We start from the raw sequence: 26,698 nt of genomic DNA, 5'->3' as shown, positions 1-26,698 counted from the left end.
CCGGCGGGCGGGCGACTGCCGGTCACGCGATTCCAGCCTGCCACGACGGCGCCGAGACGCCCGGCAGACTCCACGCGGCGAAGCCGGTCCCACTCGCCTCGAGCATCACGCGATCAGCGGATGCCTCGAGCCGGGCCTGCCCGAAGAGGGGCGCCGCGGCATCCGTCGAACCGGCCGCAGCACCGAGCGCTGCCGCATCGAACTCGAGGGTCGCGGTCGACCGCGCCGCGAACACGAGCACCGTCTCGTCGACCGACTCGCGCACGAACGCGACGGCGTCGTCACCGACGGCGAGCCAGCGGATGCCGCCGGTGGCGAGCACCGGGTGCTCGCGACGAAGCCGCAGCAGCGACCGGTAGGTCTCGAGCACCGGGGCGACCTCGGGCGAGGTCTCGCTCCCCCACGGCATCGGCGTGCGCGAGGCCTCGCCGTCTTCGCCGGTCAGGCCGAACTCGTCGCCGGCCCAGACGACGGGGATGCCGGGAAGTGCGACCGCGAGCCCGAGGGCGACGGGCACGGCGCCCGCCCGCGCGTGCGTCGCGAACCGCGGGGTGTCGTGCGTGTCGAGCGCGTTCATGGTCGCGAGGCGCGTGCGCCATGGGAATCCCGCGGCGAACCGCGTGTGGGCGGCATGGAACTCGCCGCCGGTCAACGTCGGCACCTGCTGCAGGGCGAAGCCGAGTCCGCCGCCGGCCGGGCTGCCGGGCTCGAGCAGCCAGCTCCACAGCGGCCGGGTGAACGGCGTGTAGGTCATCGCCCCGTGCCATGCGTCGCCCTGGAAGTCGCTTGCGGCATCGTTCGTCGACTCCCCGAGCAGGATCGTGTCGGGGCTCGCCTCGAGCATCGTGCGGCGGATCGTCTGACGCACCTCGGCGTTGAGGTCGGCCGAGCCGAGCCGGCCCGTCATGTTGGCGACGTCGATGCGCCAGCCGTCGAGGCCGAACGGCAGCGCGAGGAAGCGCGCGACGACCGAGTCCGGCCCCTCGATGAAGCGCCGCCGCAGTTCGGCCGAGCTCCAGTCGAACTTCGGCAGGCTCGGCACCCCGAGCCACGACTCGTAGCCCTCGCCGCCCTCCTCGTCGCGGAAGAAGTAGAACTCGCGCTCAGGCGCGGCCGGGTCGGCCTGCGCCGCCCGGAACCACTCGTGCGCGTCGCCCGAGTGGTTCGAGGTGAGGTCGCCGATGACGCGGATGCCTCGGGCGTGCGCCGCCTCGACGAGCCGCACGAGCGCCTCGTCGCCGCCGAGCAGGGGGTCGACGAGGTCGAACGTCGTGGCGTCGTAGCGGTGGTTCGAGCGGGCAGGGAAGACGGGAGTCAGGTACAGCAGGTCGACGCCGAGCGACGCGAGGTGGTCGAGCTTTTCGCGCACCCCGTCGAGGTCGCCGCCGAAGAGCTGCTTCGAGCGGCCCGGGTAGACGGGGTCGACCGGTTCATCCCAGTCGGCCGCGATGGCCCATTCGGGCAGCTCCCCCGCAGCCCTGAGCCGATCGAAGGGTGCCGTCCCCGACTTCGCGAACCGATCGGGGAAGACCTGGTACATCACGCTCGACGCCGCCCACTCGGGCGCCGGCTCGTGCGCGACGAGACGGAAGTCGTCGTGATCGCGCGTCTCGAGACTCGAGAGGCCGAGCTGGTTCAGCCAGTGCTGGCGGCCGTCGGCGCCGACGAGCAGCCAGCGGTAGCCGTGCACGGGGTTCTCGACCTCGACGACCGCCTCCCACCACTGCCAGCCGTCGGCCGCCCCGACGACGGATGCCTCGTCGAAGCGCGGCTCCCGGTTCGGGTTCGACCGGGTGCCCACCCAGATGAGCGGGCCGAACGACTTGGGCACGCGCAGGCGCACCCGCACGGTCTCGCCGAGCGATGGCGCCGCTGTCGAGACGTGCAGCGGGGATCCGTCGTGGTGCGGAGCCAGTGGGGTCGACAGGGTCATGCCATCACCTTTCCACCTGCGCATGACACGCAGGTGACATCGCCGTGCCGCCCGGGCAGCCGGTCGCTACTTCACGGCGCCGGCGGTGAGACCGCCGACGATGTACTTCTGCAGGAAGAGGAAGAGCGCCACGACCGGCAGCGCCGCGATGACGGCACCGGCTGAGAAGGCGCTCCAGTCGGCGTACCGCGGGTTCGAGACGAGCTTCGTCAGGCCCACTGCGAGCGTCTGCTGCTCGGTGTCGATGAGCAGCACGGAGGCCACCACGAACTCGTTGACCGAGGCGATGAACGACAGCAGCGCCACGACCGCGAGGATCGGGGCGACGAGCCGCAGGATGATCGTGAAGAAGATGCGGGCGTGGCCCGCGCCGTCGATCTTCGCGGCCTCGTCGATCGACGCCGGCACCGTGTTGAAGAAGCCGTACATCAGGTACGTGTTCACGCCGAGCGCGCCGCCGAGGTAGACCATGATCAGGCCGATGTGGGTGTTCAGCCCGATCGCGGGGAACCAATCGCCGATCGCGCTCATCAGCAGGAAGATCGCGACGACGGCGAGCAGCTGCGGGAACATCTGCACGACGACGATCGAGATCAGGCCGAAGCGACGACCCGTGAAGCGCATGCGCGAGAAGGAATACGCGGCGAGTGCCCCGAGGAACACCGTCAGCACGGCCGTGATGCCCGCGATCATGAGCGTGTTGCCGAACCACGTCAGGAACGGCACCTGCGGGTCGGTGAGGATGCGCACGTAGCTGTCGAGGCCGATCGCCGAGAACAGTGCGTTCGACCCCGTGAGGGTGCCGTGCGGGTTCAGCGACGACGAGATCACGAAGACGATCGGGAACAGTGAGAACGCGACCATGATCACGCCGACGACGTGGCGCCATCCGGTCGCGGCGAACCAGCGACGCAGGTTGAACGGCTTGCGGGGAAGCTCGCGGTCGAAGCCGCCGCCACGGCCGTCGCGCGCGATCGAGATGCTCGCGCGCGTCGAGGCATCCGCGAACTCCTCCGCCTCGCCGATGACGAGGCCGGTCTGGGTTCCGGGAACGGGCTGCTGGGCGGCCATCAGTTCAGCTCCTCGAGGGACTTGGTGCGACGGAAGGCGATGACCGAGATCACGGCCACGATGATGAAGATGATGATCGAGTACGCGCTCGCGAGACCGTAGTCGCGCGTCTGCCCGGTGAACGCCACCTTGTAGACCATCGAGATGAGGATGTCGGTGAAGCCGACGGGGATCGGGGCGTTCGAGTCCCTCGGCCCGCCGTCGGTGAGCATGTAGATCACGTTGAAGTTGTTGAAGTTGAACGCGAACGACGCGATGAGCAGCGGTGCGACCGAGACGAGCAGCAGCGGCAGCTTGATGAGGCGGAACACAGCCCACGGCCTCGCACCGTCGACCGTCGCGGCCTCCTGCAGCTCTTCGGGGATCGATTGGAGCGCGCCCGTGCACACGAGGAACATGTACGGGAAGCCGAGCCACAGGTTCACGAGGAGCACGGAGAACTTGGCGAGCACCGGGTCGGTGAGCCACGGAATGGATGCCCCGCCGAACAGCACCTGGTTGATGAAGCCGAAGCTCTCGTTCATCATGCCGGCCCAGATCAGCGCCGACAGGAATGACGGAATCGCGTACGGCAGGATCATCAGCACGCGGTAGTACTTGCGCCCCTTCATCCGCATGTCGTTGAAGACGATGGCGAGGAAGAGGCCGAGGAAGAACGTCGACGCGACCGAGATGAGCGCGAACGCGAAGGTCCAGAGCGTGACGTACACGAGCGGGCCGGCGAGGCGCTCGTCGGTGACGGCGCGCACGAAGTTGTCGAAGCCGACGACGATCTGCCAGCCGGGGAGCAGCTCCTCGCCGCTCTCGGAGGTGAAGGCACCGGTGCCGATGTCGGAGTAGACGGTGCCCGTGTCGAGGTTCGTCATCGTGCCGGCGGCGGCGTCGTACTCGAGGTTCGAGAGGTAGAGGTAGGCGCTCGAGCCGTCGGGGGTGCGCAGCGCACCGTCGTTGGGGTCGTCGGAGAACGGCACGGCGAGTTCGGTGATCTCGTCGGTGCGGGCGATCACGTCGGCGAACTGCAGGGTCGTCCAGCCGTCGACGGCGACGGCGCGGTCGCCGTCCATCTCGGCGTCGACCGGGGCGAGCGGCTGCTCGTCGGTGCCGAGCAGCGCCTCGCCGTCGGGGTCGGTCACGAGCAGGCCGAGCGTGCCGCCCTGGTCGACGACCGTGACGGGGTAGGTGGGCGAGTCCTCGACGCGCTGCAGCGAGGAGGCCATGAGCGAGCCGACCGCCTGCTCCTTCGAGCCGTTGTGCCCGGTGCCGTAGTTCGTGAAGGCGATGTAGCCCGTGTAGACGAGCACGAACACCTGGAACACGACGAGGAAGATGACACCTGGCGTGAGGTACTTCGCGGGGAGCTTTCGCCGTGAGAAGTAGATCCAGTTGACGATCACGGCGACGACGGCGACGATCGCCGCGACGAGCCATTGCCCGGCCGTCGCGAGGATGATGACCCCGTAGATCGCGATCGCGTCGATCAGGCCGAGCATGAGCAGCTTCACGAGGAGCATCTTCAGCCCGCCGGATGCCGCGTCGGCGATGTTCGCCGCTCGCCGCTGGCGCTTCGTCGGCTTCGGCCGTGTCTCCGAGGAGGTGACCTCGTCTTCGATGGTGGTGCTCATCCTGCCCGCTCTTCCCGTCGCACGTGAGTGCTCCGGGCCGGGTGCCGTCGCGGCATCCGACCCGGAGCAGTCAGTCGTTACTTGTTGATCGCAGCCTGCACGTCGGCGGTCAGCTTCTGCCAAGTGGCGACCGGGTCGGCACCGTTGATGATGTCGGCCTCGGCGATGCCCCAGTACTGCCAGACGGCGCCCATGGCGGGGATCGCGGGCATCGGCACGGCCTCGGCGCCGACGGCGGCGAAGCCGGCGACGATCGGGTCGCTCGACGCGGTCTCAGCTGCGGCCGAGAGCGCGGGGAGCACGTTACCGGCCTTGAAGAGCTCGAGCTGCACGTCCTCGGTGCCGATGTAGTTGACGAGGAAGTCGTTCGCGGCGACCTTGTTCTTCGACTCGGAGGAGACGAAGAAGCCCTTGACACCGGCGAACGGCGACGCGACCTCTGCGGTCGGGCTCGGCACGGTGTCGATCGCGACGTTGATGCCGGCGTCGGTCGCTGCGCCGACGTTCCACGGGCCGGTCAGCCAGAAGGCCGCGGTGCCGTCGATGAACGCCTGCTTGGCGATGTCGCCGTCGATGTCGGTGTTGAAGACGCCGGTGCCGTTCTTGCCCTGGCTGCCGAGCCACGTGGCGAACTGCTCGCCGCCGGCGTTGCCGATCTGCAGGTCGGTCGGGTCGTAGCCCTCGTCATTGGTGCCGAAGACGGGGGCGCCGAACGCGGTCTGGAAGGGGTACAGGTGGTAGGGGTTGCCCTCTGCGCCCTGCTCGACGACGAAGGGCTGGGTGAGGCCGGCTGCCTGGCCCTTGGCGATCATGTCGTCGAAACTCGTCGCGGCCTCGGGAACGAGGTCGGCGTTGCGGAGCACGGCGATGTTCTCGACCGCGTAGGGAAGCATGTAGGTGGTGCCCTCGTACGTCGAGGCGTCGATGGCGACCGGGAGGTAGTCGGCGGCGGAGTCGCCGAGCTCGATGGGGGCGACCACGCCGTTGGTCGAGAGCTCGCCCAGCCAGTCGTGCGCGCCCATGGTGATGTCGGGGCCCTTGCCGGTCGGAACCTGCTGGATGAAGTCGTCCTTGATGTCGGCGTTGTCCTTGCCGACGAGCTCGACCTTCACGCCCTTCTCCTCGGAGTAGGCGTCGGCCGCGCCCTGCAGAGCGTCCACGCGCTCGGCGTCGACCCAGACGGTCAGCGTGCCGCTCGACGAGGCCTCGCCTTCGGAGCCGCTGTCGGCGCCTGCGCAGCTCGCGAGACCGAGCGTCGCGATGACTGCGACCGCGCCGGCAGCGAGGAGGCTCTTCTTGTTCACCCTCATTGGTGTGCCCTTCTCAGTGTGCGTGAGATCGGCGCCTTCGCCTGGTGGATGAGTCTCCCGCTCCGTGTGCGGAACGGGCACCGCGCCCGAAAGGCCGTTCTTCCGTGTGTATTGCCCGCTTGGTGCAAGCGATTACAGGTATACCTTGCCTCGCGCGCTTTACCAAACCGCGTCATATGCATTGATACCGGTTCGTAACCATCGCGTGAATCCCGAAGACTGCAAGCGTTTCCATCGCGTTGCGCGATGACGTACAGTTTCCGCATGACTTCCGAATGGTGGCGCACTGCCGCGATCTACCAGATCTACCCCCGGTCGTTCGCCGACGCGAACGGCGACGGCATGGGCGACCTCGCCGGCATCACCTCGCGCCTCGGTGCGCTGCAGGAGCTCGGCATCGACGCGATCTGGCTCTCGCCGTTCTACACCTCGCCGCAGCGCGACGCCGGCTACGACGTCGCCGACTACTGCGACGTCGACCCACTCTTCGGCACGCTCGCCGACTTCGACGCGATGGTCGCCGAGGCGCACGCCCGCGGCATCCGCGTCATCGTCGACCTCGTGCCCAACCATTCCTCCGACGCGCACGAGTGGTTCCAGGCCGCGCTCGCCGCAGCGCCCGGCAGCACCGAACGCGCCCGCTACCTCTTCCGCGACGGACGCGGTGCCGACGGCTCCGAAGCGCCCAACAACTGGGAGTCCGTCTTCGGCGGCCCCGCGTGGACCCGCGTGCTCGAGGCCGACGGCACTCCGGGCCAGTGGTACCTGCACCTCTTCGACAGCTCGCAGCCCGACTTCGACTGGACCAACGAGGAGGTCCGCGAGGAGTTCCGGCGCATCCTCCGCTTCTGGCTCGACCGGGGCGTCGACGGCTTCCGGGTCGACGTCGCGCACGGCATGATCAAGGCCGACGGCCTCCCCGACTTCACGCCCCCGGCCGAGGGCGGCAGCATGGGCGGCGTCTCCCCCGCTGCCTCCGGAGTGGCCCTCGAACCCGAGATCTCGGCCGAGCCCGCCGACAGCGCGCCCTACTGGGGCCAGGACGGCGTGCACGAGATCTACCGCGACTGGCGGACGCTGCTGGACGAGTACCCCGACGACCGCATCCTCGCGGCCGAGGCATGGGTCGACCCGCTCTCGCGGCTCGCGAACTGGGTCCGCCCCGACGAGATGCACCAGGCGTTCAACTTCGCCTACCTCGAGACGCCGTGGAACGCCGACGCTCTGCGCCGGGTCATCGATGACTCGCTCGCCGCGTTCGCCGCGGTCGGCGCCCCGTCGACCTGGGTGCTCTCGAACCACGACGTCGTGCGCCACGCGACCCGGCTCTCGGTCACCGAGGCGAACCCGCAGGGCCACGGCCTCGGACCGCGCTCGAAGGGCCTGCCCGAGTACGCGTCCGGCCTGCGCCGAGCCCGTGCCGCGACCGCGCTCATGCTCGCACTGCCCGGCTCGGTCTACCTCTACCAGGGCGAGGAGCTCGGCCTGCCCGAGGTCATCGACCTGCCAGACGACGCCCGCCAGGACCCGACGTGGTTCCGCACGGCAGGCGAACGCTACGGGCGAGACGGATGCCGCGTGCCCCTGCCCTGGGAATCCGCAGCGTCCTCGTACGGCTTCGGTCCGACGGATGCCTCGTGGCTCCCGCAGCCCGCGCAGTGGGCCGCGCTCGCGCGCGACGCGCAGCGCGGCGACCCCGCCTCGACGCTCTCCCTCTACCGCGACGCCCTCGCGCTGCGGCGGGCACGTGACCTCGGCGCGGGCACGCTCGAGTGGCTGCCCGGTTTCCCGGAGTCGATCGTCGCGTTCCGCAACGGCGGCGTCCTCGTGATCGCCAATGCCGGGGCCTCCCCCGTCGAGCTGCCCGCAGGCGACGTGCTGCTCACGAGCGAGCCGCTCGACGGCCGCACGCTGCCCGCCGACTCCACGGTCTGGCTCGCGGCCTGAGCCGAGGGGAAACGGCGCCTGCGGCTGCGGCCGCGGCCGGCACCGGCCGTGCACGGACGGCCTACTGCTCGAAGTAGCGGTCCCAATGCAGGCGGCAGCGCGGGTTGAAGTCCGCGCTGCAGGCCGGACAGGACTCGCTCGCGCGGTACGCGGTCACGGAGAGTTCGGTGCCGCAGGCCCCGCACAGGATGCCGGGCGCATCCCATTCGGCGCGCGGCCGAAGCACGACCGGGTGCGGCTCGGCCTCCTCGTGGCACGCGTGGCACGGGTAGTACCGATCGCAGCAGGCGAACCGGATGGCGATGATGTCGACCGCCGTCGCGTAGTGCACGCACCGGGTCTCGTCGTCGACCGTGCGCCCGTGAACGTGGGGGCGCACGTCAGTTGGTGTTGGCGTACAGCCATTCGAGCGGATCGACCTTGATGCCGCTCATGCCGCCGACGCGGATCTCGAAGTGCAGGTGCGGGCCGGTCGACATGCCGGTGTCACCGGTCTGGCCGATCACGTCGCCGACCTTGACCGTGTCGCCGGTCTCGAAGCGGCGCGAGCCGTACTCCATGTGGGCGTAGACGCTCGTGACGAGCTCCCCGTCGATCATGTGGTCGATCATCATCACGACGCCGAGCGATCCGCCCGAGTCGGTCGAGTTGGCGACGACGCCGTCGGCGATGCTCTGGATCTCGGCGCCGAGGCCCGGGTTGAAGTCCTGGCCGCCGTGGTCGCTCGAGCAGCCGGCGCAGTCGCGGTATCCGAACCGGTCGCCGATGTGCACGCCGACTGCGAACGGCCACTGGATCGTGCCCGACGGGTTGTTCGTGAACGTCGCCTCGGGACGGATGCCGGCGGCACGCGCGTACTCGTCGATCGTCTGCGTCTCGTACCCGTCGCGCTGCACGGTCTGCGCGAGCGCGCCACCGGTGATCTCGACCACCTGGCCGGGCTCGGTGCCGCGCGTGGACTGCTCGAGAGCGATGGCCTGCACGTCGGCGGGCGACAGGAGCGACAGCGAGGGCACGGATGTCGCAACGGCGAGCAGCGCCGCGAAACTCATCGCTGCGAAGCCGCTCGACACGCGGGCGATGCGGCTTGCGCGCTTCACTCGCCGCTTGGGCGCCGGGCGGGATGAACCGTCTGTTGCGCCGGCCGCCGGAAGCTCGCGGCCCGTGGCCCGCCGGGCGCCGGTGTCGGCCGTACGTCGGGGGCGCTGAGCGCTCGCGGTGCCGGTCGACGGCTGCCAGGCCGCGTCAGCGGGTGGAGCCGCCCCGAGGTCGGCCGCCTCGGCCTCGCGCGGCGCCGGCGTGACGAGTGACGCACCGGCGACGGCCGACGCCGCGATCACGGCCGCGAAGTCGTCGACCGGCGCAGCCGCCTCGGCAGCCGGTGCGGCGACCGCCGACGTGCGACGGGGAACGGGGGCCGCCTTCGCCGCCTTCCGCTCGGCGCGAGACGGGCGCGCCGACCGGGCGGGTCGCTCTGCTGCCGGCTCGGGTTCCTCGCCGAGTCCGGCGAAGAGCGCGTCGAACCCGCCCTGCGGCGCAGTGTCGACCTGCGAGGGCGCCGGGTGCGACGGCGAGATGTCGACCCGGGAATCGGCGAAGGCCGAGACCGTGTCGACGGGGCGGTCGACCGGCTCGGCCTGAGGGGCGGGAGCGGAGGGGGTTGCAGCAAGCGGAATGAACGGAACGGGCGAGGGCGGCACGGCGGCGGCGGAACGCCGGGGCCGAAGCGCGCCGGGTTCTGTCGGGGCGACCTGCGCCGCCGGGCTCGGATGCCAGACGGCCGCTGCCGGTGCGGCTGCCTGTTGCACGGGGGCCGGCTGCACGGGGGCCGGCTGCACAGGAGCCGGCTGCACAGGGGCCTGAACCGGGGTTGCCGCTGCCTGAACGGGTGCTGCCGCCGGAGTGAAGAGCGCCTGCCACGAGACATCCGCCGGCTGCTCGGCCGGAGCCCCGACGGGCTGCTGGGCACCCGCTGCCCGAAGCGCCTCAGCGGCTTCGCGCTCGCGGAGCTCTCGACGAGTCAAGGGTCGCTCGGCCCGCGAAGGGGCCTGGGTGCCCGGCGTTGAACCGTCAGGCACGAGGGGGGACTCGAGCACGTGTGGGGGAACTCTCGGCGTCGTGGAGCGGACAGGGTGAATCAGGGAGGTGGGCATCCCGGCGTCACGCCGAAATAACAGGTTGGTAAAGACTACCCGGTCTCGACGGTCCACGCCATGTGGAACGGAGATTCTCCACTGTCGGAACGCATGGAATCCACGACTTCCGTGGCCTCCCGATCTCGGCGCCTCACGCGCCGAGCCCGGCCCGCCGCAGCACCTCGGCGATTTCGTCGTAGAGCGCGGGTGCCGCCGCGAGCACGAGTTCGACGGTCGCGGCCCCGCCCCCCGGCCCGCCCACCCGCGCGCCCGCCTCCTGTGCGATCAGGGCGCCGGCGGCATGATCCCATGGGTTCAATCCCCGCTCGTAGTACGCATCGAGGCGGCCCGCGGCGACCGCGCAGAGGTCGAGGGCGGCCGAGCCGCCGCGCCGGATGTCCCGCGCGAGCGGCAGCACCGTCAGCAGCACCTCCGCCTGCTCGCGCCGCACCTCGGCCGAGTACGAGAACCCCGTGCCGACGAGGGCGCGGCTGAGCGCGACATCCGTGTTGGCCCGAAGCGGCCCGCCGTCGAGACGGGCTCCGCCTCCGCGGCTCGCCTCGAACACTTCCCCGCTGCTCGGGTTCACGACCACGCCGGCGAGCGCGGTCCACATTCGCGGATCGTCCGACCCCTCGACGACGGCGATGCTGATCGCCCAGGCGGGAATGCCGTAGAGGAAGTTCACGGTTCCGTCGATCGGGTCGATGACCCAGTTGAGGCCCGTCGTGCCGACGCGCGCCTCGTCCTCCTCGCCGACGATGCCGTCGTCGGGTCGCGCCTCGAGCACGAGCCGGCGAATGAGCGCCTCGGTGTCGCGATCGACGGCCGTGACGATGTCCACGGGCGACGACTTCGTGGCGGCGACGCTCACCCCGCCGGAGCGCGCCTCGACGGCGAACTCTCCCGCCTGCAGCGCGATGCGCTTCGCGAGGTCGAGCAGCGCAGCGGATGCCGCCGCCCCGCGCTCTCCGTTCGCGTGCGTCGCTTCGTGGTCGCCGATCGAGAACGCGTCTTCGCTCATGCCCTCACGCTAGTCGGGCGAGGTCGCCGCCGTCCGAGGCATCCGTCGTTCACGACCCCTGAAACCACGAAAGCCCCGGCTGACCGGGGCTTCTCTGGTGGCGAGTGAGGGATTCGAACCCCCGAATGCTGAGCAGTCTGATTTACAGTCAGATCCCTTTGGCCGCTTGGGTAACTCGCCATCGCACCCGACCACGTTCTGCACACAACCGGGGGCCTGTCAAGAATACCCGCCGAGGGCCGTCGCGAGAAATCGGGCCTCAGGAGGCGGTGGGACCGTCGTCGGAAGACGTCGATGGGCCCGTCTCGGATGCTTCCGATGCGCCGCCACCCGAACGTGCCGCTCGCTGGCGACGGAGGGCGACGAGCACGACGGTGGCGAGACCCGCGAGCAGGACGACTCCGCCGACGATGAACCACGGACCGCCGACGAAACCCGACTCGGCGAGCGCGGGCGCGGGCGTCGCGGTGGGCGTCGGTGCCGGCGTCGTCGGCGAGGCGACGAGTTCGATCTGCACCTCGACCTCTGCCGCGTCGGCCACCACCGTGGTCGGGGCGGGGGGTTCGTAGCGGGCCGGCGGAACGAGGACCACCTGATACGGGTCGTCGGCCGGCCGCTGCTCGGTCTCGAAGGCGAACGAGCCGTCGGGCGCCACAGGGGTGGTCACCACCTGGTCTTCGATGTCGAGCACCGGCGTGCCGTCGCCGTTGTGGAGCTCGGCCTTCGTGCCGTCGGGAACCGGCGTTCCAGGCGGCGCCTCCGGGAGCACGACGGTGCCGGTGATCGTGGCCTTCGTCGCGACCGCTGCGAGCCACAGCTGGTAGATCGGAATGCCCGACTGCACGGTGAAGGTGAGCCGGAGACCGTGCACTTCCGCCGACGGCAGGAACCAGTCGTAGGAGCCGTACGTGTCGATGCCGTTGCCGACGACCGAGCCCGCCGGGAACGGCCCGGGCAACGTCGGTGACGGGCCGGCCGTCGTGAGCCACCACGGGTGATCGGTGAACGGCCCCGGGCCGACGCAGCTCGAGGGCTTCGGCACGGCGTTCGCGCAGTAGTTCAGGAGCGGAGTGCCGCCGGTGTCCTGCGCATTCAGCGTCGAGAGCGGGAGCACGGCGCCGCCGGCGTCGAGCGGTTCGATCGTCACGTAGTCGGCATCGATGTCGCCGACGGCGAATCCCCACCCCAGCGGCGGAACCGCGCCCGTGAACCTGAGCGTCGTCGTCGAGGGCGCGTTGCCCGCGCTGGGCGAGAGGTAGAGGTACGGCTGGGACCGGGTCGATCCGAAGTACTGGCCGAACCCGGTGCTCGCGCCGAGGAACGCCGACTCCCCCGTCGGCACCTTCACCGTCGTCGAATCCGTGGTGATCTCGATCGGCGAGGCGTCGGCCGTCGTGGCGAACGTCGCCGTGCCCGCGAACGTGTTCGGTGCAGTGGCGGCGCTCATCTCGTACGAGGCGAAGACGCCGAACTCATCGGGCTCGACTGCGGCAGCTGGCGCTCCGACCGCGAGCATGGCGGCTGGTGCGCCGAGCAGCAGTGCTGCTGCTGCGACCCCCGAAGCAAGCGACATCCGTCGTTTCGACATGGCCACCATGCTTGCACGGTGCGCCCCGGCGCGCGAGGGCCATGTCGGGGAGTGTCAGTTCGACCCGCGCCACCAGGGCATCTCTGCCGTGTCGTTCTGGTCGCGCTGCGGCGTCGTATCGTAGCGATCGGGCCGTGGCGCGGGGTCGTAGCGCGGCGCCGGCTGTGTCTGCGACGCAGGGTCGTACTGCTCGTCGCGATGCATCGGACGCGCCGGGCCCCGCAGGCCGGAGCGCTGGATGACCCGCTGGATCGTGGCACCGCGCTGGTCGGGCGAACCGACGAAGCGGATCTCGCGCAGCCCCTGGTCCTGCGCGGCCGATTCGAACACGAAGTGCCCGTAGCCGAAGACCCGGCCGATGAGCGGCGTGTGCACCGAGATGTCGAGGATTCGCGAGATCGGCATGGTCGCGATGCGCTGCGACAGGATGCCGTGCACGCGGAACACGCGCATGTTCGTGATCACGAAGCGGTCCATGCGCGCCTGCAGGATGCGCCAGAGCCCGTGCAGGGCGAGGAAGAGCGCGAGGAAGAGCGGGAACCAGTACAGCTGCTGCGGCACCCACGCGAGCAGCAGCAGCGCGGGCACTGCGGCGAGCATCTCGAGGATCGCGCCGACCACGGCGGCCCAGTGCTTGCGCACCTCGTCGACGATCACCTCTCCCTCGTCGGAGATGAGGTGCCGCTCGACGCGCGGATCGAACCCGAACACGCTCATGGCGTCATGAGGCGAGCGAGCTGAAGAACCTGCCGACGGACTCGGTGGCCGAGACGACGGCGCCGAGCGCGCCCTGCACGACATTGGCAGCGTCTTCAGGACGACTGATCATGTAGAACAAGGCGAAGATCACGACCAACGCCACGGCGATGCCCTTGAGCCACTTCACGGGTGCTTTCCCTTCGAGACGGCGACAGGGGGCGAGCCGCCACCCCCGTGAGCCAGCCCCGACACGTATTTCTATCCCACCCGGTCCGTTCAGACAACGCGCCACGCGGGGCACCGCGGGCACTGGCGAGTAGGATTCCCCTGACTCGGCGAGGCCGGGAATGGACTCGGCGAGGCCGGGAATGAGGAGTCATGGCCGGCATCGAAGAGGTCGCGAGACTCGCGGGCGTGTCCACCGCGACGGTGTCGCGCGCGCTCAGCGGCCGCGGCCATGTCTCGCCGACGTCCAAGGCGAAGGTCGAAGAGGCCGCCGCGCGGCTCGGCTACGTCGTCTCCTCCAACGCCTCGAGCCTCGCCTCTGGGCGCACCCGCAACATCGGCGTCGTCATCCCCTTCCTGAACCGTTGGTTCTTCTCCTCGGTGCTCGAGGGGGCACAGCAGTCACTTCTCCGGAGCGGCTACGACCTGACGCTCTACAACCTCTCCGGCGACGGGCGGGAGCGCGCGAGCGTGTTCGAGCACTTCCTGCTGCGCCAGCGCGTCGACGCCGTCATCGCCGTCTCCCTCGAACTCACCGAGCCCGAGGTGGCGCGTCTGCACGAACTCGGCAAGCCGCTCGTCGGCGTCGGCGGCCCGATCCCCGGCGTTCGCACCCTCACGATCGACGACGTCGCCGTCGCCCGCCTCGCCACCGAGCACCTCATCGGCCTCGGCCACAGCCGCATCGCTCACATCGGCGGCGACCTCGAGTTCGACATGGACTTCCACCTGCCGACGAACCGCCGCATCGGCTACGAGGGCGCGCTCCGCGACGCCGGCATCGAGGTCGACCCGCGACTCTTCGCACCGGCGGACTTCACGATCCGCGGCGGCTACCACGCCGCGAAGCAGCTGCTCGGCGCCCCGCACGATCGACCCACGGCGATCTTCGCGGCGTCCGACGAGATGGCGATCGGCTCGATCCTCGCCGCACGCGACCTCGGCCTCGTCGTGCCGCGCGACGTCTCGATCGCCGGCATCGACGACCACGACCTCTCCGACTTCTTCGGCCTCACGACGGTCGCGCAGTTCCCGCGGGTGCAGGGCGAGCTCGCGGTCGAGATCCTGATGGACGAGCTCGAACCGGCGACGACGGATGCCGCGACGCCCGCCGCCACTCCCCTGCCCTACGAGTTGCGCGTGCGCTCGTCGACGGCCCGTCCGCCGGCGTAACCCCCTCTGCAGGTTGAGGAGGCGCACCGGCGCCGTCTCGAAACCCCGGCCACGCGGCATCCGCTCGTCGTTTCGATCTCGCCGATACACTGGCGGCATGGCAGATGCAACGTTCGACATCGTTTCCAAGGTCGACCAGATGGAGGCCGACAACGCCCTCCACCAGGCGCAGAAAGAGGTCGCGCAGCGCTACGACTTCAAGAACGTCGGCGCGTCGATCGAGCAGTCCGGCGAGAAGGTGCTGATCAAGGCCAACAGCGAGGAGCGCGCGAAGGCGATCCTCGAGGTCTACGAGGCCAAGCTCATCAAGCGCGGCATCTCCCTGCGCTCGCTCGACGCCGGTGAGCCGTTCGCCTCGGGCAAGGAGTTCCGCATCGAGACGACGATGAAGGCCGGCATCGACTCCGAGAACGCGAAGAAGATCAACAAGATCATCCGCGACGAGGCGCCGAAGAGCGTCAAGAGCCAGACGCAGGGCGACGAGGTACGGGTCTCCTCGAAGAGCCGCGACGACCTGCAGGCCACGATGGCGCTGCTCAAGGGCAAGGACCTCGAGGTCGCCCTGCAGTTCGTCAACTTCCGCTGAGTCGAGCCGGCGCGGCGCGCCGCGGCCGCGCGCGTCGGAGGCAATGTCGCGCGTTGGAGGACTCGGATCCGTTGCCGCCGCCGGGCCTCATTGCCTCTGTCGCATCAGGTGCCGGCCGCGCGGCGGCGCTTCGGCCCGAACGCAGCTGCCTCGTCCGGTGAGCCGACGAGTGGCGCACGCCGTCGACGGGTACGCGGCACGCCCATCGCCGTGAGACGGCGGTCGAGCGGGGTTCGCCGCAGCGTCTCGGACCAGTCCCACCGGTCGAACGCCCGAACCTGACGCCGAACCGCGTTCTCCCGCTCCTTCTCGGCGATGACGGCCGAAGCGACCGCCCCTGTCGTGTTCGCCCGCCCGAGGTACTTTCCATGACCGTCGGCCTCGCCTCCCGCGTCGACACCCTTCCAGTAGAAGTCGAGGAAGGCACGCTTGCCGAGCTCGGGCAGCCAGAGTTCGTGCTGAAGCTCGGGTTCCTCGAATCCCAGCTCCTCGATCACGAGTCGGCCGATGGTCTCGAGCGGGGTATCGGCCTGATCGGTCGTCCGCGCCAGCACGGCCTCTGTGCGACGGCTGCCGCGATAGGGCAGCAGCCGTTCATGCTCGGCCCGAACTGCCGCCATGGTCGTGTGCGAACGGACTGAGCCGAACCGCGACACCCGCAGCGCGGCATCCATCGCCGTCAATGCCGCTGCCAAGCTCGCATGACGGCAGATCTGGATGAGGGTGAACTCGATGGAAGTCACGACGTGCGAAGCCTGCATAGCATGCGCCGGGTCGTAGGATCCCGCAACGGAAACCACTCCAGTGCGTCGGTGGCCCTGCCGGTCGCCGGACATCACGTAGATCTCGGTCGGCCACCGGCCGAAGATCGGCAGACCCGCGAGTGCGAGCGCCGAGAAGCTCGTGAAGATCGGCCGCCGCAGGGTCTCGGCTGCAGCTCGGACCTCGGTCAGATACCGGATCGCATCGCGCTCGCCCTCGGATCCCGCCGGGCTGCCGGCCGGGCTCGGCGCGTAGACGCCTCGTCGGACTCGGCTGATGCGGCCGGCAGCGAGCGCCGCAGCGAGCTCGGACTCGCAACCCATCGCCCGCACGTCGTCGAAGCGGATGAGTCCGTGCGCCGTCAGCGGGAGATCGGTCATGCCGGCGAGTCAACACCGCGCACGCACCGGCCGGTCATGCTGCGCACCGGCTGGTGGACCCTGCGCCGATGCCCGACCTGTCGAGGCCGAGTCACGCGCCCGCTCGCAGTCGGATGCTCCGGGCCGTAGGAGGCAAGCTGTGGCGTCGGAGGCAACGGATCCGCGTCCTCCGACGGGATACCCGTCCTCCGACGCGCTGGCGCGGCGCGATCGGGGGGGGCCGGGTGGCGCGGCGACGCGACGCTCAGCGGCGATGCGGCGCGTAGCCGCGCAGCCACTGCGTGATCGAGTCGTACGCGGCCGCGCGCACCGGCGCGCGTGACAGGAACACGTCGTGCAGCGCACCGTCGATGCGCGCCACGGCGCCGATCTGGCTGAGTCGCAGCGTGCGCTCGGCGACCTCGTCGACGACGAGCACGATGTCGCTCGACGCCATCGCTGGATCCCAGCGCGCCTGCAGCGTCGACCGCTTCGACAGCAGGGTGAGCACCGGCGCGCCGACGTCGATGCGGGAGGCCACGGTGGCGTGCCCGGCGAGCACCGCGTTCAGCCAGGCCGGATGCGTCGTGAACCCGCGATCGGGCCGCCAGACGTGGTTGTACTCCCACTCACCCTCCTGCTCCCTCGCGACGGTGCGCGTGTAGAAGCCGAGGTCGACGTTCGGCAGCTGCGCGAGCGGGTTGACCTTCGCACCCCAGCCGATGACGGGCGCGAGCGCCTCGCGGCCCACCTTGCTCGCCTGGAACTCGAGCCACGGGCTGTTCAGCACGAGCGCGGCGGCACGCCCCCGGTGCCGAGCGGCCCAGAGGCTGAGCGTGAGCCCGCCCGTCGAGTGCCCGAGCAGGATCAGCGGTCGCGCGTTGCTGCTCGTCGCTGCGGCATCCGCACCGTCCGATCCGTCGGGCGCGGCGTGACCCATCGCGATGAGGGCGGCCGCGATGTCGGCGTCGTAGTCGGCGAGGTCGGTGATGAACCCGGGTGTCTGGCCGGGGCGGAGGCTGCGACCGTACTTGCGCAGGTCGAGCGCGAAGAATCGCGCGCCGGCGTTCGTCCAGTACTCGGCGAGCTCGGGGTTGAAGAAGTAGTCGCTCCAGCCGTGCACGTAGAGCACGTCGGCTCCGGATGCCGCGCCTCGCGTGAGCCGCAGGCGCCACGGCGGCCGGTGCCGCACGAGGGTCGCCACGACCTCGCCCTCGTTGTCGGCGCCGAGCGGGAGGGTGAGCTGCTCGAAGTGCTCGCCGAGCACGTCGGGTTGCCATCGCTCGCTGCGTTCATCCCCCACGACGCCTCCCCGATCGCTGCCCAGCCTAGGGAAGCAAGAGCGCCCTGTCGGTACGACGCTGCGCGCGCCTAGGAGAAGGTCTCGACAACGCGGATGATCGCCGGCGTGAGCACCACGATGAAGATCACCGGCAGGAAGCAGAATATGAGTGGGAACACCATCTTCACCGCGACTTTCATCGCCTGCTCCTCGGCGCGCTGCCGGCGCTTCACCCGCATTTCTGCCGCCTGCACACGCAACACCTCGCCGATCGAGATGCCGTAGGAGTCGGCCTGGATGATCGCCCGCGCGAAACGGCGCAGGTCTTCAGAGTCGGTGCGTCGTTCGAGCTCCATGAACGCATCGCGGCGCGTTCGCCCGATACTCATGTCCTGCAGGGTCCTGATGAACTCCTCGGCCAACGGGCCTGTGCTGTTGCGCGCCGACTTCGCCATCGCAGAGTCGAACCCCAAGCCGGCCTCAACAGCAATGGTCATCTGATCAAGCGTGTCGGGCAGCGCCAGCTGCATCGCTGACTGCCGATCATGCGCGCGGCTGTTGATCCGCACATCTGGGAGGAAGAACAGCAGCAGCGGGGCCGCGATTGCGAGCGGCACCTTCAACGCAAACTCCGCCAGGGCGACGATCATGAGTGCGAACAGCACACCGACCACGCCGAGCACGATCTTCGACGTCACGATCCCGGAGGCCGTCCAGCCGATCGGCCGGCCGGCGAGCACGATCTGCTTCTCGATCCAACCGATGTACCCACGGGGTGCCGCGGCGATCAACTTCGTGCCGATCGACGACTGCTGGACGGGGCCGAGTGTGGGGTGCACCTCGCCGTCTGGCTCCACGACTGGCTTCCGCGCAGGGAAGAGCAGGAACACGAACGCGCCGATCGCGATCGCCGTCGCGATGGCGGTGATCAGGGCGATGATCGTCGACGTCTCCATGTCAGACCTTCACCCTCACAGCGATCGCCGTCCAGATGGTTCCGAGGACGAGCAGAATGAAGCCGATAATGAGCGCGATGATTCCGATGATGCTGGTGAAGAATGTCGCAACGTAGGTCGGCTGCACGATGGCGAAGAACACGAAGAGACCGATTGGCAGGAGCACGAGGATGATCGCGGACATCCGGCCCTCTGCGCTCAGTGCCTTCACCTGGCCGCGAATCTGGTTCCGCTCACGGATCGTCTTGCCGACCTGGTCGAGCACCTCCGCGAGATTGCCTCCGGTCTCGAGGTTGATGGCAATGGCTTGCGCGACCCATTCGAAATCGTCACTCTTCATACGTTGCGCCGTGACCGCGAGGGAATCGGCGAGGCTGCGACCTAGGCGTGTCTCATTGACGACACGGATGAGCTCCTCACTCATCGGCGCCTCGGCGTCGTTCGCGACCGCGCCGACCGCCCGCGACAACCCATGGCCAGCACGAAGGCCTCCGGCGATGAGCTGCACAGCGTCATCGACTTGCTCCGCGAACTTCGCCCGTCGCCTCGAGGTGCGCATGATGACCGTGATCTTTGCGACGATCGGTGTCAGCGCAGCGAGCAACACCGCGAGAAGAATCGATGTCCCATTGACGAGGCCGAGGAGCGCGCCCAGCAGAGCGGCGACGGCGGCGGCGGAACCCACGAACACGAGGAACTGCGATGGCTCGGACTTGACACCCGCAAGCTCGAGCTCTTCCGGGCCGAACAGACGCGTGCGCTGCTTCGACACCGCCGCGTCGATGGCTGCCGTGGTTCGCGCCGTCGCGCGCTCGAGCGCCGAGACATGAACTGCGCCCGGCGCCCGGCGGCGATCGACCGCGATGCGCGGCGCCGGCGGTGCGATCACGAAGAAGAGGAGCACGAGTCCGGCGAGGAGGCAAACGGTGATGCCGAGGAACAGGGTGACGACGTTCATCGGATCTCTCCGAGTAGTGTGCGAATCTCCGGCTGGAAGATCGAGACCGGCAACGCGATGCCGTGGTCGGCAATCCGCTCAGCGAAACGCGGACGCACACCTGTCGGCTCGAGACGACCGCGCAGTCGTCCTTCTTCGTCATACCCCGCCGAATAGTCGAAGCTGAAGGCGTCCTGCAGAGTGATCACTTCACCCTCCATGCCGTGAACCTCCGAGACATGCGTCACCCGTCGCACGCCGTCCTTGTGGCGCGTGATCTGCACGATGATGTCGATCGCCGAGGATATCTGCTCACGGATCGCCCGGAGCGGCAGGTCCATGCCGGCCATCAGCACGAGCGTCTCCATGCGCGAGAGCGCGTCACGCGGTGAGTTCGCGTGCACAGTGGAGATCGATCCCTCGTGGCCGGTGTTCATCGCCTGCAACATGTCGAGGCTCTCGCCACCACGCACCTCGCCCACCACGATGCGATCGGGGCGCATACGAAGCGAGTTCCGCACGAGCTCCCGGATGGTGATCTCGCCGCGACCCTCAATGTTCGGCGGGCGCGACTCGAGCCGCACCACGTGATCCTGCTGAAGCTGCAGTTCGACCGCGTCTTCGATCGTGATGATGCGTTCGTCCCTCGGGATGAACGCCGACAGCACATTCAGCAAGGTCGTCTTGCCGGTGCCGGTGCCGCCCGAGACGAGGATGTTCATCTTCGCTCGCACGGCGGCGTCAAGCACGGTCGTCACCTCGCGCGTCATCGTGCCGAAATTGATGAGGTCTTCGGTTGTGTACGGTGTCGCCGAGAACTTTCGAATCGTGAGCGAAGAACCGTTGACTGCGAGCGGTGGGATGATCGCGTTGACGCGCGATCCATCCTCGAGGCGCGCGTCAACGAGGGGCGATGCCTCATCGATGCGACGACCGACGCGTGCAACGATCCGTTCGATCACACGGCGCAACTGCGGTTCTCCCGTGAAACGGTGCGCGGTCTCGACGAGCCGGCCATTGCGCTCGACGTAGAGCTGGTCGTAGCGATTCACCATGATCTCGGTGACCGACGCGTCATTGAGCAGCTCCTCCAACGGCCCATAGCCGAGAACCTCAGCGCCGATATCGTCGATGAGTCGATTCCGCTCAGACGTCGACATGGCGAGCTGCTCCGCTGCGACGATTTCGGCGAGCTCCGACCGTGCCAACTGGTGCAACTGCTGTTCGGTCAGAGTCGAGTCACTCAGCCGCGAACCGATGCGCACGAACAGTTCCTGCGCGGCTTTCTCCTTCACCGCGGCGAGCGGGTCGGATGCCGCCGGCTCGCGCCTCGAATGCGGAGCAGCGGCGCGGGGCTCAGCGGACGAGTGGACGAGCGGTTCCGCCGGCTCGGAAGCGGTCTCCACATTCGGAACAGTACCGTTCGCAACGCCGGAGACGGCAACCACATCGAGTTCGGCGGGCGCGAGAACTTCATGCGGGTCGCGGATCGCCTTCAGCCGATCATTCAGGTTCATTTGATCGCCGCCTTCTCTGGATCCTGCTTCGCTTCGGGAACGCTTCTGGCGCGATCCGCAGAACGAGGGAGCGGATCGCCTTTGCTGCCGGGTCGCGCACGTCATCATGGATCAACGGGACACCGCGGTTGCTCGAGAGGAGCACAGCCGACGACCGTGGCACCTCGACATCGACCGGTGCGCCGATGATGTTCTCGACATCCCGCATCGTGAGCCCACTGAGCTTGTCGGTCTGGTTCACGACGATGTGACGGTTGCTCGGCATGAGTCCGAGGGCGGTCAGCAGCTCGAACTCCTTCCGCATGCCGCGGAGTCCCGGCACGCCCATGTTGGTCACGAACACCGCGTCTGTGACGTGTTCGAGCGCGACGAGCGTATGTTCGCCAAGGCCTGGAGTAGTGTCGACGATCACGTAGCGGAACGAATGTCGCAGCCGCTCGATAAGCGTGCCCAGTGCCACGGCGGAGACCTGATCGCCGAGTTCAGGTGAGGGTGCGCTCGCGACGACGAAGAACCCGTCTTCGTGATGGGTGAGCGCCGTCTTCAGCACGAGCTCATCGACAGCGGCCGCAGCCACGGCATCGACGATCGTGCGCGTGGGATCGAGTGCCAGTGCAGCAGTGATGTCGCCGAACTGGAGGTCCGCGTCCACGAGCACGACCGAATTGGGTGCGATCTCCGCGAGGCCGGTCGCAAGGTTGATCGCGATAGTCGTCTTGCCCTGCCCGCCCTTCGGTGCCACCACTGCGAAGGCATCGCTCGATACGCCGGCCTCGAGGGGCGGGAATGCCCACTCCTGCACCGGCGGGGCCTGGGTGAGTTCGTCGAACGTTTCATGGTCCTCATCGCCCTCGAGCAAGAGGAGATCCTCATCAGATGCGGGGATCGGTTCCGGCGTCTCGAACTCTCGGACTGGCGGCTCGTCGAAATCGCGCTCCTCGGCCTTGCCGTTCGAGATGAGCCAGCGCGAGAGCCGGTTGATGAGCTCGAGGGTGGTCTCGTCGCTCGCGTTCGGGCTCAGCACAGCATGCAGGGCGAGCTCATCGACCCAGTCCTCGAGATCGGAACGCTGCTCTCGTACGACCACAAGCCCCAGATCCGGATGTTTGGCGGTCAGCTCTTCAACGAGCCCGCGAGTCTCCTCATAGTTGAGAACCGGACCGAGGAACGCGATCCGCGGTGTGCCATCGACCCGCCCGACGACCGCGGCCGTTCCGAACGTCAAGAACTCGCCGGCGACTACGGCAAGCCTCTCACCGAGCATTGTCCTGAGTCGGGACTCATACTCGGCGGAACGGCTGACGAGGAGGAAGGGAGTCACTCGTAGAAGGTGCTTCCGCTAACCGGCGAGGAGCCGCCGTTATCGGTCGCCGCGTTCTCCAGCGTCAGCCAAACTCCGACGTCGACGCCTCTCTCGTATCCTTCGGCCGCCCAGACCCAGCGCTCCACTTGATGGGTCGTCAGTGCAACCGTCACCATAAGCTGCTGGGCAGTCTCTGGCTCACCGGCGTTGTCGGCGGTGGCTGACGTACCGCGCTGCACATTCGTGACGAGCACGTCGTGGAAGGCGAACTGGGTCTGAGGTGGGTCCGCAAGCCCGGGACGCTCGAACGTCGTGACCATTCCGACCTCGCTGCCGGCGGTCACCTTTCCGCCGACGACGCGGTTCACCGGAAGGGTGATCGTGACCTCCTGCATACCCTCCGGCACCGGAACGTCACCCTGCGCCGCGAGCTCGAGCGGATTGACGAAACGCGCGCTCTGCAACTGCTCGCCGGACAGGATGTCGGCGTCGCTCACCAGTCCGGCGAGGTCGTCGAGGTTCGTCACGTTGTCCGCGGCGACATTTCGTTCGGGCAGGGTGTCCAACTTGACGAAGTCTTTCACCGTCTCGCCGGCCGTACCGCGGGGAATCGTCTCCTGCACGATGTACACCTCGGTGAGTTCCGCTCCCTCCGCCGCCCGGGCGTCTGCGCCGCGTACGTAGGAGATGAGCAGGAACGCGCCGACGGCGGCGATGATGACGGCGACGACCGCTCCGATGATTCGAGTCTTCATTCGGGTTCTCCTTGATGCAGGGAATAAAGTAGGGATCCTGCGAAGCGATCAGTTCGTGAGGCGCACGATCATGAGGCCACCGTCGCCACCATCGCCCAGCTCGAAGTCCTCGCCAAGCGCGACATATCGAACGAAATAGCCCTGGATGCCCTTTTCGCCAGCCCCGAAGACGGGCGAGAGCGGTGTGCCGCCGAGATACCGCGTGGAGCTCGCGCCACCTTCTCGATACCCCGTCAGGTAGAACGCGGCAAATTTCGTGATGAAGTAGCCACCGTGCGCCCCTGTGCCGCCTCCCGTGTTGTAGAGAGGAACGAGGATCGTGGTTCCGAGATGATCGTGTAGAAATCCGGTGTCGGGATCGTCGTCGCAACCGGTTCCGTTGGAGTTGTTGCCCGTCGTGAGCGGCGTCATCTCGCCGCCGATCGCGAATTCCACACTGCAGTCGGTGTCTGCGAGCCAGCCGAAGCCCCCGGGTTGGCCAGAGGTGCAGTTGCCAGCGTTGCGGTCACTCCGAAGGATGATCCGCGACGTCGTCGGCGAGTCGAGCGATGCCAGCCTGGTGTCGAGCTCGCATTGCGAGATCGCGAGAGGAATGGTCTCGCCCGCAATCGGAGTGCCCCACTCGGCCGTGGCATCGGCACGCACGGTCGTTGGGTCGAGACCCACGACGGAAGCCAGCGGGTGCCTCAGCGTGCTGCCGTCATCGGTGAGCGTCGATGTATCTACCGTGACGGTTCCACTGCGCCCATCGATGATGAAGGTCGAGGTCGGAATCTCTGCTGTGGCGAGGCCGTCGTTTGCATTGCCGCCCGCATACTCGGTGGCGATCGCGTCGGCCTCAGCTGTGCACGTGTCAGGGCTGACTGCGCACTCCTGCGCAACGGCGAGCGCCGCTGAATCGGCACCGTTCTGCAACTCGCCGCGCTCCCAATAGAGGAGCCCCACGTCGGTGACCAATGCGACAATCGCCAGAATCGGCACGATGCAGAGGGCGACAGTTACCGCGACGGCGCCGCGTTCTTCACGCGCGTTATTCCGACGTCGAGTCAGCCGCCGCATCGCATACTCCCTGTGCCCTTGAGTGTCGCGCCTGGGGCGATTGACTCCAGCCATCCGGTCAGATCGGTCAACGGAGTTGTGACCACCATGACCAACTCGTCGTCGTCGGCACTCGTGCAGAGCGACGGATAGCTGAATGTGGGGGTGCCGGAGACCAGTTCGGCGGCGCGAGCCTCCGCTTTGGTTTGTGCCAGCCCGTCTTCGTCAGAGTTGTGGATTGCAAAGACTCGAGCGCCTTCGCGAGCTGCGGTGGTAACGGCGAGTTGCTGGCTGAAGACCCAGCCGACATCGATGATCGCGAAGAGCATGATGAGCAGCAGCGGCACGACGAGTGCGAACTCGACGGCCGCTGCACCACGTTCATTCTTGCGTGCAGACATCAGGGGAACTTTCAGCAAGGGAGAATGCTGGTCGATCGCAACCAATTCGAGCTGAGCCGCCCAGTCGACGAGCACCCGGCGAGTAGTGATTACGGGCCGTTGAGCGCGGGCACCACGGTGGTGCTGATGAAGGTTGAAATGGCCGGAGCCAGCAGAGCGAGGGCGGTGACGATCGCAATCGACGCGACACCGATGATCAGGGCGTACTCGACGCCCGTTGCGCCTTCTTCGTCGGACGTGAGTGAGTTGATGCGCGCAACGAGGCGCGAGTATGCCTTGAGCATGAGACTTTCCTTCGGGTTACAAGGATGGAGAGAAACCCGCCCGGGTAGTTGACGGTGAGTTGAAGCTACAGTGCGTATGCATGCAACGAACGCCCCCTTTCGGGGGATGTATCCGTTGGCGGCGCAACGAACCTGATGAATCCGCATGATTCCGTGCAAGATGCAGTACCGCGTACCCCGCTTTGGGGGTACACGCCTGTACTGAACACATCGATCGGTGCGCAGAGGCTATGGACGGACCCAGAGGGCGTACCCATCTAGCGTGGCGATTCGATCCCAAACAGGATCGCGATCGAGCGACAGCGCAAGGGGAATGACATGACCCAGCCCGTCCCAGAGTGGTAGCAGCACGCAATCGGCTTCTTCGGGCACAGGGTCGATCGCTGAGAAGATTCTGACGGATTCGATGAGGTGCTGCCTCCCGTAGAAGTCTGCTCGCCCGTCGATCCACACTTTCACGTCGGGTCTCGTCAGAATGACGGGGCCCGCAGCACCAGCGTCAGAGAATAGGGAACAGTCTCGGGGGAGCAATTCTCCGAGCACGGCTTCCGGTGTTTTCGAGCCCTTCGACGCCCCGAATGCGGCGAGCGGCGCCAGCACGATCGCAATGCCCGTCATCACGGTGACCCAGAATCTGCCGGATGCATACTCTACGAGTTTGGGCCGCGCAAGGATGCCTCCAGCCCCCTGACGTTCGTGCACCACGTCGACCAGCGCCGTCGTCGCGGCTGCAGCCACCGGCAGGATTGCGAGCATCCCGATGCCGAGGAACCTGAGGGCCCCGAAGCCGATCAGCGTCATCGGTACTGCGAAGATCGCGAGCGGCACCAACAATCTGATTCGTGCGTCAGATCGACCGTGCCGTCGGAGCGAGCGAAACGCCCACATCCCCGAACCGAGTGCGATACAGGCGGCCACAACGGCGACCGGAATCCAGCGGAAGTCGCCGAATTCTGCTGCCCGGAACACCGATGTCCATTCGATGATGATCCCCTGACAGATCTCGCTGACAACTCGAGACCTCTCAAGCGTCAGTTCGACGCCATACGGCGACAGAATGCAACCCAGGAAGAGCCCTGTGGTTCCGGCAAGGGTGAGGGCGATACGTCGCAAAGCGTTCAGCCCTGGAGACAACCACCACGCAACAGCCCACATCACGGCGATGGCGGCGGCCATCAACATGAACGACAGATGCACCCAGTTTCCAGCGAAGGACACGCCGAAACCGACCGCGCCCACGACCGCAATCGCGGCGACGCTGTTCAGTCGATTGGCGATGCCACCCCACCACCAGGCGAAGATCGCCGCAGCGAGGACGAATGCCTGCACGACCACTGTCGCCCGCGCCGACAAGGATGCGGACGCTCCGAGCAGGATCGGAATGAACACCAGCAACGTCGGCAACGCGCGTGCCCCGGCGAGTCGCGCCCCGAGCAGGGCCACACCGAACAGGGCTGACATTGAGAGGAACGCAACCAGGAACAGCCCCCAGAAGCCGAGCGACTGCCAGCCAAGACCGAGCACGACATTCCATGCCGGTGAGTTCGGATACCACATGCCTTCAGCGGACCAACTCCATGTGTCGGAACGAGCCAGTGGCGTGCCGTTCAATACCTCCAGACCAGCCTGCGCCGACCAATAGTGGTCCCGCTCCGTTGGAACTGCGGCGCGCACCGCGGCGAGCATCGCGAGGAGGACTGAAGCGAGACCCCATCGGTATCGTTCTGTCTGCATGATGCGCCGAACTCGCTCGGGGCGTGACAGTGGCAGCACTATCTCGGTCATCTGGTC

Annotated in this window: 25 protein-coding genes and 1 tRNA gene; 4 read left to right on the top strand and 22 right to left on the bottom strand. The window is 68.0% G+C overall.

From position 1 onward, the window contains the following. Nucleotides 1–22: 22 nt before the first annotated feature. The 4 genes from ASE14_RS14190 to ASE14_RS14175 form a co-directional block, all read right to left on the bottom strand. Complete coding sequence (locus tag ASE14_RS14190) at nucleotides 23–1,933, bottom strand: glycoside hydrolase family 13 protein (RefSeq protein WP_056655690.1); 1,911 nt, start codon at nucleotides 1,931–1,933, stop codon at nucleotides 23–25. Nucleotides 1,934–1,999: 66 nt separating this feature from the next. Continuing rightward, complete coding sequence (locus ASE14_RS14185) at nucleotides 2,000–3,004, bottom strand: sugar ABC transporter permease (protein WP_082600724.1); 1,005 nt, start codon at nucleotides 3,002–3,004, stop codon at nucleotides 2,000–2,002. Continuing rightward, nucleotides 3,004–4,626, bottom strand: coding sequence for an ABC transporter permease subunit (locus ASE14_RS14180; protein ID WP_056655687.1), 1,623 nt, complete (start codon nucleotides 4,624–4,626; stop codon nucleotides 3,004–3,006). Before ASE14_RS14180 ends, ASE14_RS14185 begins: the two co-directional genes overlap by 1 nt. Before the next feature lie 77 nt (nucleotides 4,627–4,703). Further along, nucleotides 4,704–5,936 carry a maltose ABC transporter substrate-binding protein gene (locus ASE14_RS14175; RefSeq protein ID WP_056655684.1) on the bottom strand — a complete coding sequence of 411 codons (1,233 nt, stop codon included), beginning with the start codon at nucleotides 5,934–5,936 and terminating at the stop codon, nucleotides 4,704–4,706. Nucleotides 5,937–6,182: 246 nt separating this feature from the next. Between ASE14_RS14175 and ASE14_RS14170 the strand changes: the two genes are divergently transcribed. After that, the gene (locus tag ASE14_RS14170; protein WP_056655682.1) at nucleotides 6,183–7,883 is read left to right on the top strand and encodes a glycoside hydrolase family 13 protein; all 1,701 of its coding nucleotides are present in this window, start codon (nucleotides 6,183–6,185) and stop codon (nucleotides 7,881–7,883) included. A gap of 61 nt (nucleotides 7,884–7,944) precedes the next feature. On the opposite strand, the gene ASE14_RS14165 is transcribed toward ASE14_RS14170, so the two are convergent. The 7 genes from ASE14_RS14165 to ASE14_RS21015 form a co-directional block, all read right to left on the bottom strand. Then, a complete protein-coding gene (locus ASE14_RS14165) occupies nucleotides 7,945–8,262 on the bottom strand; it encodes a CHY zinc finger protein (protein WP_056655679.1) in 318 nt (105 codons plus the stop codon). Between the two features lies 1 nt (nucleotide 8,263). After that, the gene (locus tag ASE14_RS21370; protein WP_157372993.1) at nucleotides 8,264–9,907 is read right to left on the bottom strand and encodes a peptidoglycan DD-metalloendopeptidase family protein; all 1,644 of its coding nucleotides are present in this window, start codon (nucleotides 9,905–9,907) and stop codon (nucleotides 8,264–8,266) included. A 262-nt stretch (nucleotides 9,908–10,169) separates the two neighbouring features. After that, nucleotides 10,170–11,042 carry an inositol monophosphatase family protein gene (locus tag ASE14_RS14155; protein WP_082600720.1) on the bottom strand — a complete coding sequence of 291 codons (873 nt, stop codon included), beginning with the start codon at nucleotides 11,040–11,042 and terminating at the stop codon, nucleotides 10,170–10,172. 95 nt (nucleotides 11,043–11,137) lie between these two features. Beyond that, nucleotides 11,138–11,222: transfer RNA gene (locus tag ASE14_RS14150), tRNA-Tyr, on the bottom strand. A 79-nt stretch (nucleotides 11,223–11,301) separates the two neighbouring features. Beyond that, nucleotides 11,302–12,630 carry a hypothetical protein gene (locus tag ASE14_RS14145; protein ID WP_157372992.1) on the bottom strand — a complete coding sequence of 443 codons (1,329 nt, stop codon included), beginning with the start codon at nucleotides 12,628–12,630 and terminating at the stop codon, nucleotides 11,302–11,304. A 54-nt stretch (nucleotides 12,631–12,684) separates the two neighbouring features. After that, a complete protein-coding gene (locus ASE14_RS14140) occupies nucleotides 12,685–13,347 on the bottom strand; it encodes a PH domain-containing protein (RefSeq protein WP_082600718.1) in 663 nt (220 codons plus the stop codon). A 4-nt stretch (nucleotides 13,348–13,351) separates the two neighbouring features. Further along, nucleotides 13,352–13,516, bottom strand: coding sequence for a hypothetical protein (locus tag ASE14_RS21015; RefSeq protein ID WP_200953331.1), 165 nt, complete (start codon nucleotides 13,514–13,516; stop codon nucleotides 13,352–13,354). 191 nt (nucleotides 13,517–13,707) lie between these two features. Between ASE14_RS21015 and ASE14_RS14135 the strand changes: the two genes are divergently transcribed. After that, nucleotides 13,708–14,727, top strand: coding sequence for a LacI family DNA-binding transcriptional regulator (locus tag ASE14_RS14135; protein WP_056655671.1), 1,020 nt, complete (start codon nucleotides 13,708–13,710; stop codon nucleotides 14,725–14,727). Nucleotides 14,728–14,824: 97 nt separating this feature from the next. Continuing rightward, complete coding sequence (locus ASE14_RS14130; protein WP_056655668.1) at nucleotides 14,825–15,313, top strand: YajQ family cyclic di-GMP-binding protein; 489 nt, start codon at nucleotides 14,825–14,827, stop codon at nucleotides 15,311–15,313. A gap of 104 nt (nucleotides 15,314–15,417) precedes the next feature. Here ASE14_RS14130 and ASE14_RS14125 read toward each other — a convergent pair whose 3' ends face one another. The 6 genes from ASE14_RS14125 to ASE14_RS14100 form a co-directional block, all read right to left on the bottom strand. Continuing rightward, the gene (locus ASE14_RS14125) at nucleotides 15,418–16,455 is read right to left on the bottom strand and encodes a type IV toxin-antitoxin system AbiEi family antitoxin domain-containing protein (RefSeq protein WP_056655665.1); all 1,038 of its coding nucleotides are present in this window, start codon (nucleotides 16,453–16,455) and stop codon (nucleotides 15,418–15,420) included. A 244-nt stretch (nucleotides 16,456–16,699) separates the two neighbouring features. Then, the gene (locus ASE14_RS14120; RefSeq protein ID WP_056655662.1) at nucleotides 16,700–17,737 is read right to left on the bottom strand and encodes an alpha/beta hydrolase; all 1,038 of its coding nucleotides are present in this window, start codon (nucleotides 17,735–17,737) and stop codon (nucleotides 16,700–16,702) included. Nucleotides 17,738–17,805: 68 nt separating this feature from the next. Next, nucleotides 17,806–18,672: a type II secretion system F family protein gene (locus ASE14_RS14115; protein WP_056655659.1), complete on the bottom strand. Its 867-nt coding sequence runs from the start codon at nucleotides 18,670–18,672 to the stop codon at nucleotides 17,806–17,808. 1 nt (nucleotide 18,673) lies between these two features. Then, complete coding sequence (locus tag ASE14_RS14110; protein ID WP_056655656.1) at nucleotides 18,674–19,630, bottom strand: type II secretion system F family protein; 957 nt, start codon at nucleotides 19,628–19,630, stop codon at nucleotides 18,674–18,676. Continuing rightward, complete coding sequence (locus ASE14_RS14105; RefSeq protein ID WP_056655654.1) at nucleotides 19,627–21,126, bottom strand: CpaF family protein; 1,500 nt, start codon at nucleotides 21,124–21,126, stop codon at nucleotides 19,627–19,629. Before ASE14_RS14105 ends, ASE14_RS14110 begins: the two co-directional genes overlap by 4 nt. After that, a complete protein-coding gene (locus tag ASE14_RS14100; protein WP_162257746.1) occupies nucleotides 21,113–21,985 on the bottom strand; it encodes an AAA family ATPase in 873 nt (290 codons plus the stop codon). The genes ASE14_RS14105 and ASE14_RS14100 overlap by 14 nt, the downstream gene beginning before the upstream one ends. Between ASE14_RS14100 and ASE14_RS20825 the strand changes: the two genes are divergently transcribed. Then, the gene (locus ASE14_RS20825; protein ID WP_162257745.1) at nucleotides 21,962–22,453 is read left to right on the top strand and encodes a hypothetical protein; all 492 of its coding nucleotides are present in this window, start codon (nucleotides 21,962–21,964) and stop codon (nucleotides 22,451–22,453) included. The two genes, ASE14_RS14100 and ASE14_RS20825, sit on opposite strands and share 24 nt — an antisense overlap. Here the strand turns inward: ASE14_RS20825 and ASE14_RS14090 are convergent. From ASE14_RS14090 to ASE14_RS14070, 5 genes are all read right to left on the bottom strand, one after another. Next, nucleotides 22,444–23,184, bottom strand: a complete 741-nt coding sequence (locus tag ASE14_RS14090; protein WP_056655645.1) for a Flp pilus assembly protein CpaB — start codon at nucleotides 23,182–23,184, stop codon at nucleotides 22,444–22,446. The two genes, ASE14_RS20825 and ASE14_RS14090, sit on opposite strands and share 10 nt — an antisense overlap. Before the next feature lie 48 nt (nucleotides 23,185–23,232). Further along, nucleotides 23,233–24,243 carry a pilus assembly protein TadG-related protein gene (locus ASE14_RS14085; RefSeq protein ID WP_162257744.1) on the bottom strand — a complete coding sequence of 337 codons (1,011 nt, stop codon included), beginning with the start codon at nucleotides 24,241–24,243 and terminating at the stop codon, nucleotides 23,233–23,235. After that, complete coding sequence (locus ASE14_RS14080; RefSeq protein WP_056655639.1) at nucleotides 24,231–24,698, bottom strand: TadE/TadG family type IV pilus assembly protein; 468 nt, start codon at nucleotides 24,696–24,698, stop codon at nucleotides 24,231–24,233. Before ASE14_RS14080 ends, ASE14_RS14085 begins: the two co-directional genes overlap by 13 nt. A gap of 14 nt (nucleotides 24,699–24,712) precedes the next feature. Then, nucleotides 24,713–24,907 carry a Flp family type IVb pilin gene (locus ASE14_RS14075; RefSeq protein ID WP_056655636.1) on the bottom strand — a complete coding sequence of 65 codons (195 nt, stop codon included), beginning with the start codon at nucleotides 24,905–24,907 and terminating at the stop codon, nucleotides 24,713–24,715. A gap of 228 nt (nucleotides 24,908–25,135) precedes the next feature. Then, nucleotides 25,136–26,692 carry a hypothetical protein gene (locus tag ASE14_RS14070; protein WP_157372991.1) on the bottom strand — a complete coding sequence of 519 codons (1,557 nt, stop codon included), beginning with the start codon at nucleotides 26,690–26,692 and terminating at the stop codon, nucleotides 25,136–25,138. Nucleotides 26,693–26,698 lie beyond the last annotated feature (6 nt).

The organism is Agromyces sp. Root81 (genome assembly GCF_001429165.1).
Lineage (GTDB): Bacteria > Actinomycetota > Actinomycetes > Actinomycetales > Microbacteriaceae > Agromyces.
The sequence above is the reverse complement of the archived record's forward strand: the minus strand, read 5'-3'. Positions and strand labels throughout refer to the sequence as shown.

What these genes read in the sequence shown, in the direction of transcription:
- ASE14_RS14140 (WP_082600718.1), bottom strand. Translation starts at nt 13,347, where the DNA reads ATGAGCGTGTTCGGGTTCGATCCGCGCGTCGAGCGGCACCTCATCTCC.
- ASE14_RS14170 (WP_056655682.1), top strand. Translation starts at nt 6,183, where the DNA reads ATGACGTACAGTTTCCGCATGACTTCCGAATGGTGGCGCACTGCCGCG.
- ASE14_RS14135 (WP_056655671.1), top strand. Translation starts at nt 13,708, where the DNA reads ATGGCCGGCATCGAAGAGGTCGCGAGACTCGCGGGCGTGTCCACCGCG.
- ASE14_RS14145 (WP_157372992.1), bottom strand. Translation starts at nt 12,630, where the DNA reads ATGTCGAAACGACGGATGTCGCTTGCTTCGGGGGTCGCAGCAGCAGCA.
- ASE14_RS14180 (WP_056655687.1), bottom strand. Translation starts at nt 4,626, where the DNA reads ATGAGCACCACCATCGAAGACGAGGTCACCTCCTCGGAGACACGGCCG.
- ASE14_RS14190 (WP_056655690.1), bottom strand. Translation starts at nt 1,933, where the DNA reads ATGACCCTGTCGACCCCACTGGCTCCGCACCACGACGGATCCCCGCTG.
- ASE14_RS14185 (WP_082600724.1), bottom strand. Translation starts at nt 3,004, where the DNA reads ATGGCCGCCCAGCAGCCCGTTCCCGGAACCCAGACCGGCCTCGTCATC.
- ASE14_RS14075 (WP_056655636.1), bottom strand. Translation starts at nt 24,907, where the DNA reads ATGCTCAAGGCATACTCGCGCCTCGTTGCGCGCATCAACTCACTCACG.
- ASE14_RS14110 (WP_056655656.1), bottom strand. Translation starts at nt 19,630, where the DNA reads ATGAACGTCGTCACCCTGTTCCTCGGCATCACCGTTTGCCTCCTCGCC.
- ASE14_RS20825 (WP_162257745.1), top strand. Translation starts at nt 21,962, where the DNA reads ATGGTCCTCATCGCCCTCGAGCAAGAGGAGATCCTCATCAGATGCGGG.
- ASE14_RS14130 (WP_056655668.1), top strand. Translation starts at nt 14,825, where the DNA reads ATGGCAGATGCAACGTTCGACATCGTTTCCAAGGTCGACCAGATGGAG.
- ASE14_RS14155 (WP_082600720.1), bottom strand. Translation starts at nt 11,042, where the DNA reads ATGAGCGAAGACGCGTTCTCGATCGGCGACCACGAAGCGACGCACGCG.
- ASE14_RS14105 (WP_056655654.1), bottom strand. Translation starts at nt 21,126, where the DNA reads ATGAACCTGAATGATCGGCTGAAGGCGATCCGCGACCCGCATGAAGTT.
- ASE14_RS14070 (WP_157372991.1), bottom strand. Translation starts at nt 26,692, where the DNA reads ATGACCGAGATAGTGCTGCCACTGTCACGCCCCGAGCGAGTTCGGCGC.
- ASE14_RS14085 (WP_162257744.1), bottom strand. Translation starts at nt 24,243, where the DNA reads ATGCGGCGGCTGACTCGACGTCGGAATAACGCGCGTGAAGAACGCGGC.
- ASE14_RS14090 (WP_056655645.1), bottom strand. Translation starts at nt 23,184, where the DNA reads ATGAAGACTCGAATCATCGGAGCGGTCGTCGCCGTCATCATCGCCGCC.
- ASE14_RS14175 (WP_056655684.1), bottom strand. Translation starts at nt 5,936, where the DNA reads ATGAGGGTGAACAAGAAGAGCCTCCTCGCTGCCGGCGCGGTCGCAGTC.
- ASE14_RS14125 (WP_056655665.1), bottom strand. Translation starts at nt 16,455, where the DNA reads ATGACCGATCTCCCGCTGACGGCGCACGGACTCATCCGCTTCGACGAC.
- ASE14_RS14115 (WP_056655659.1), bottom strand. Translation starts at nt 18,672, where the DNA reads ATGGAGACGTCGACGATCATCGCCCTGATCACCGCCATCGCGACGGCG.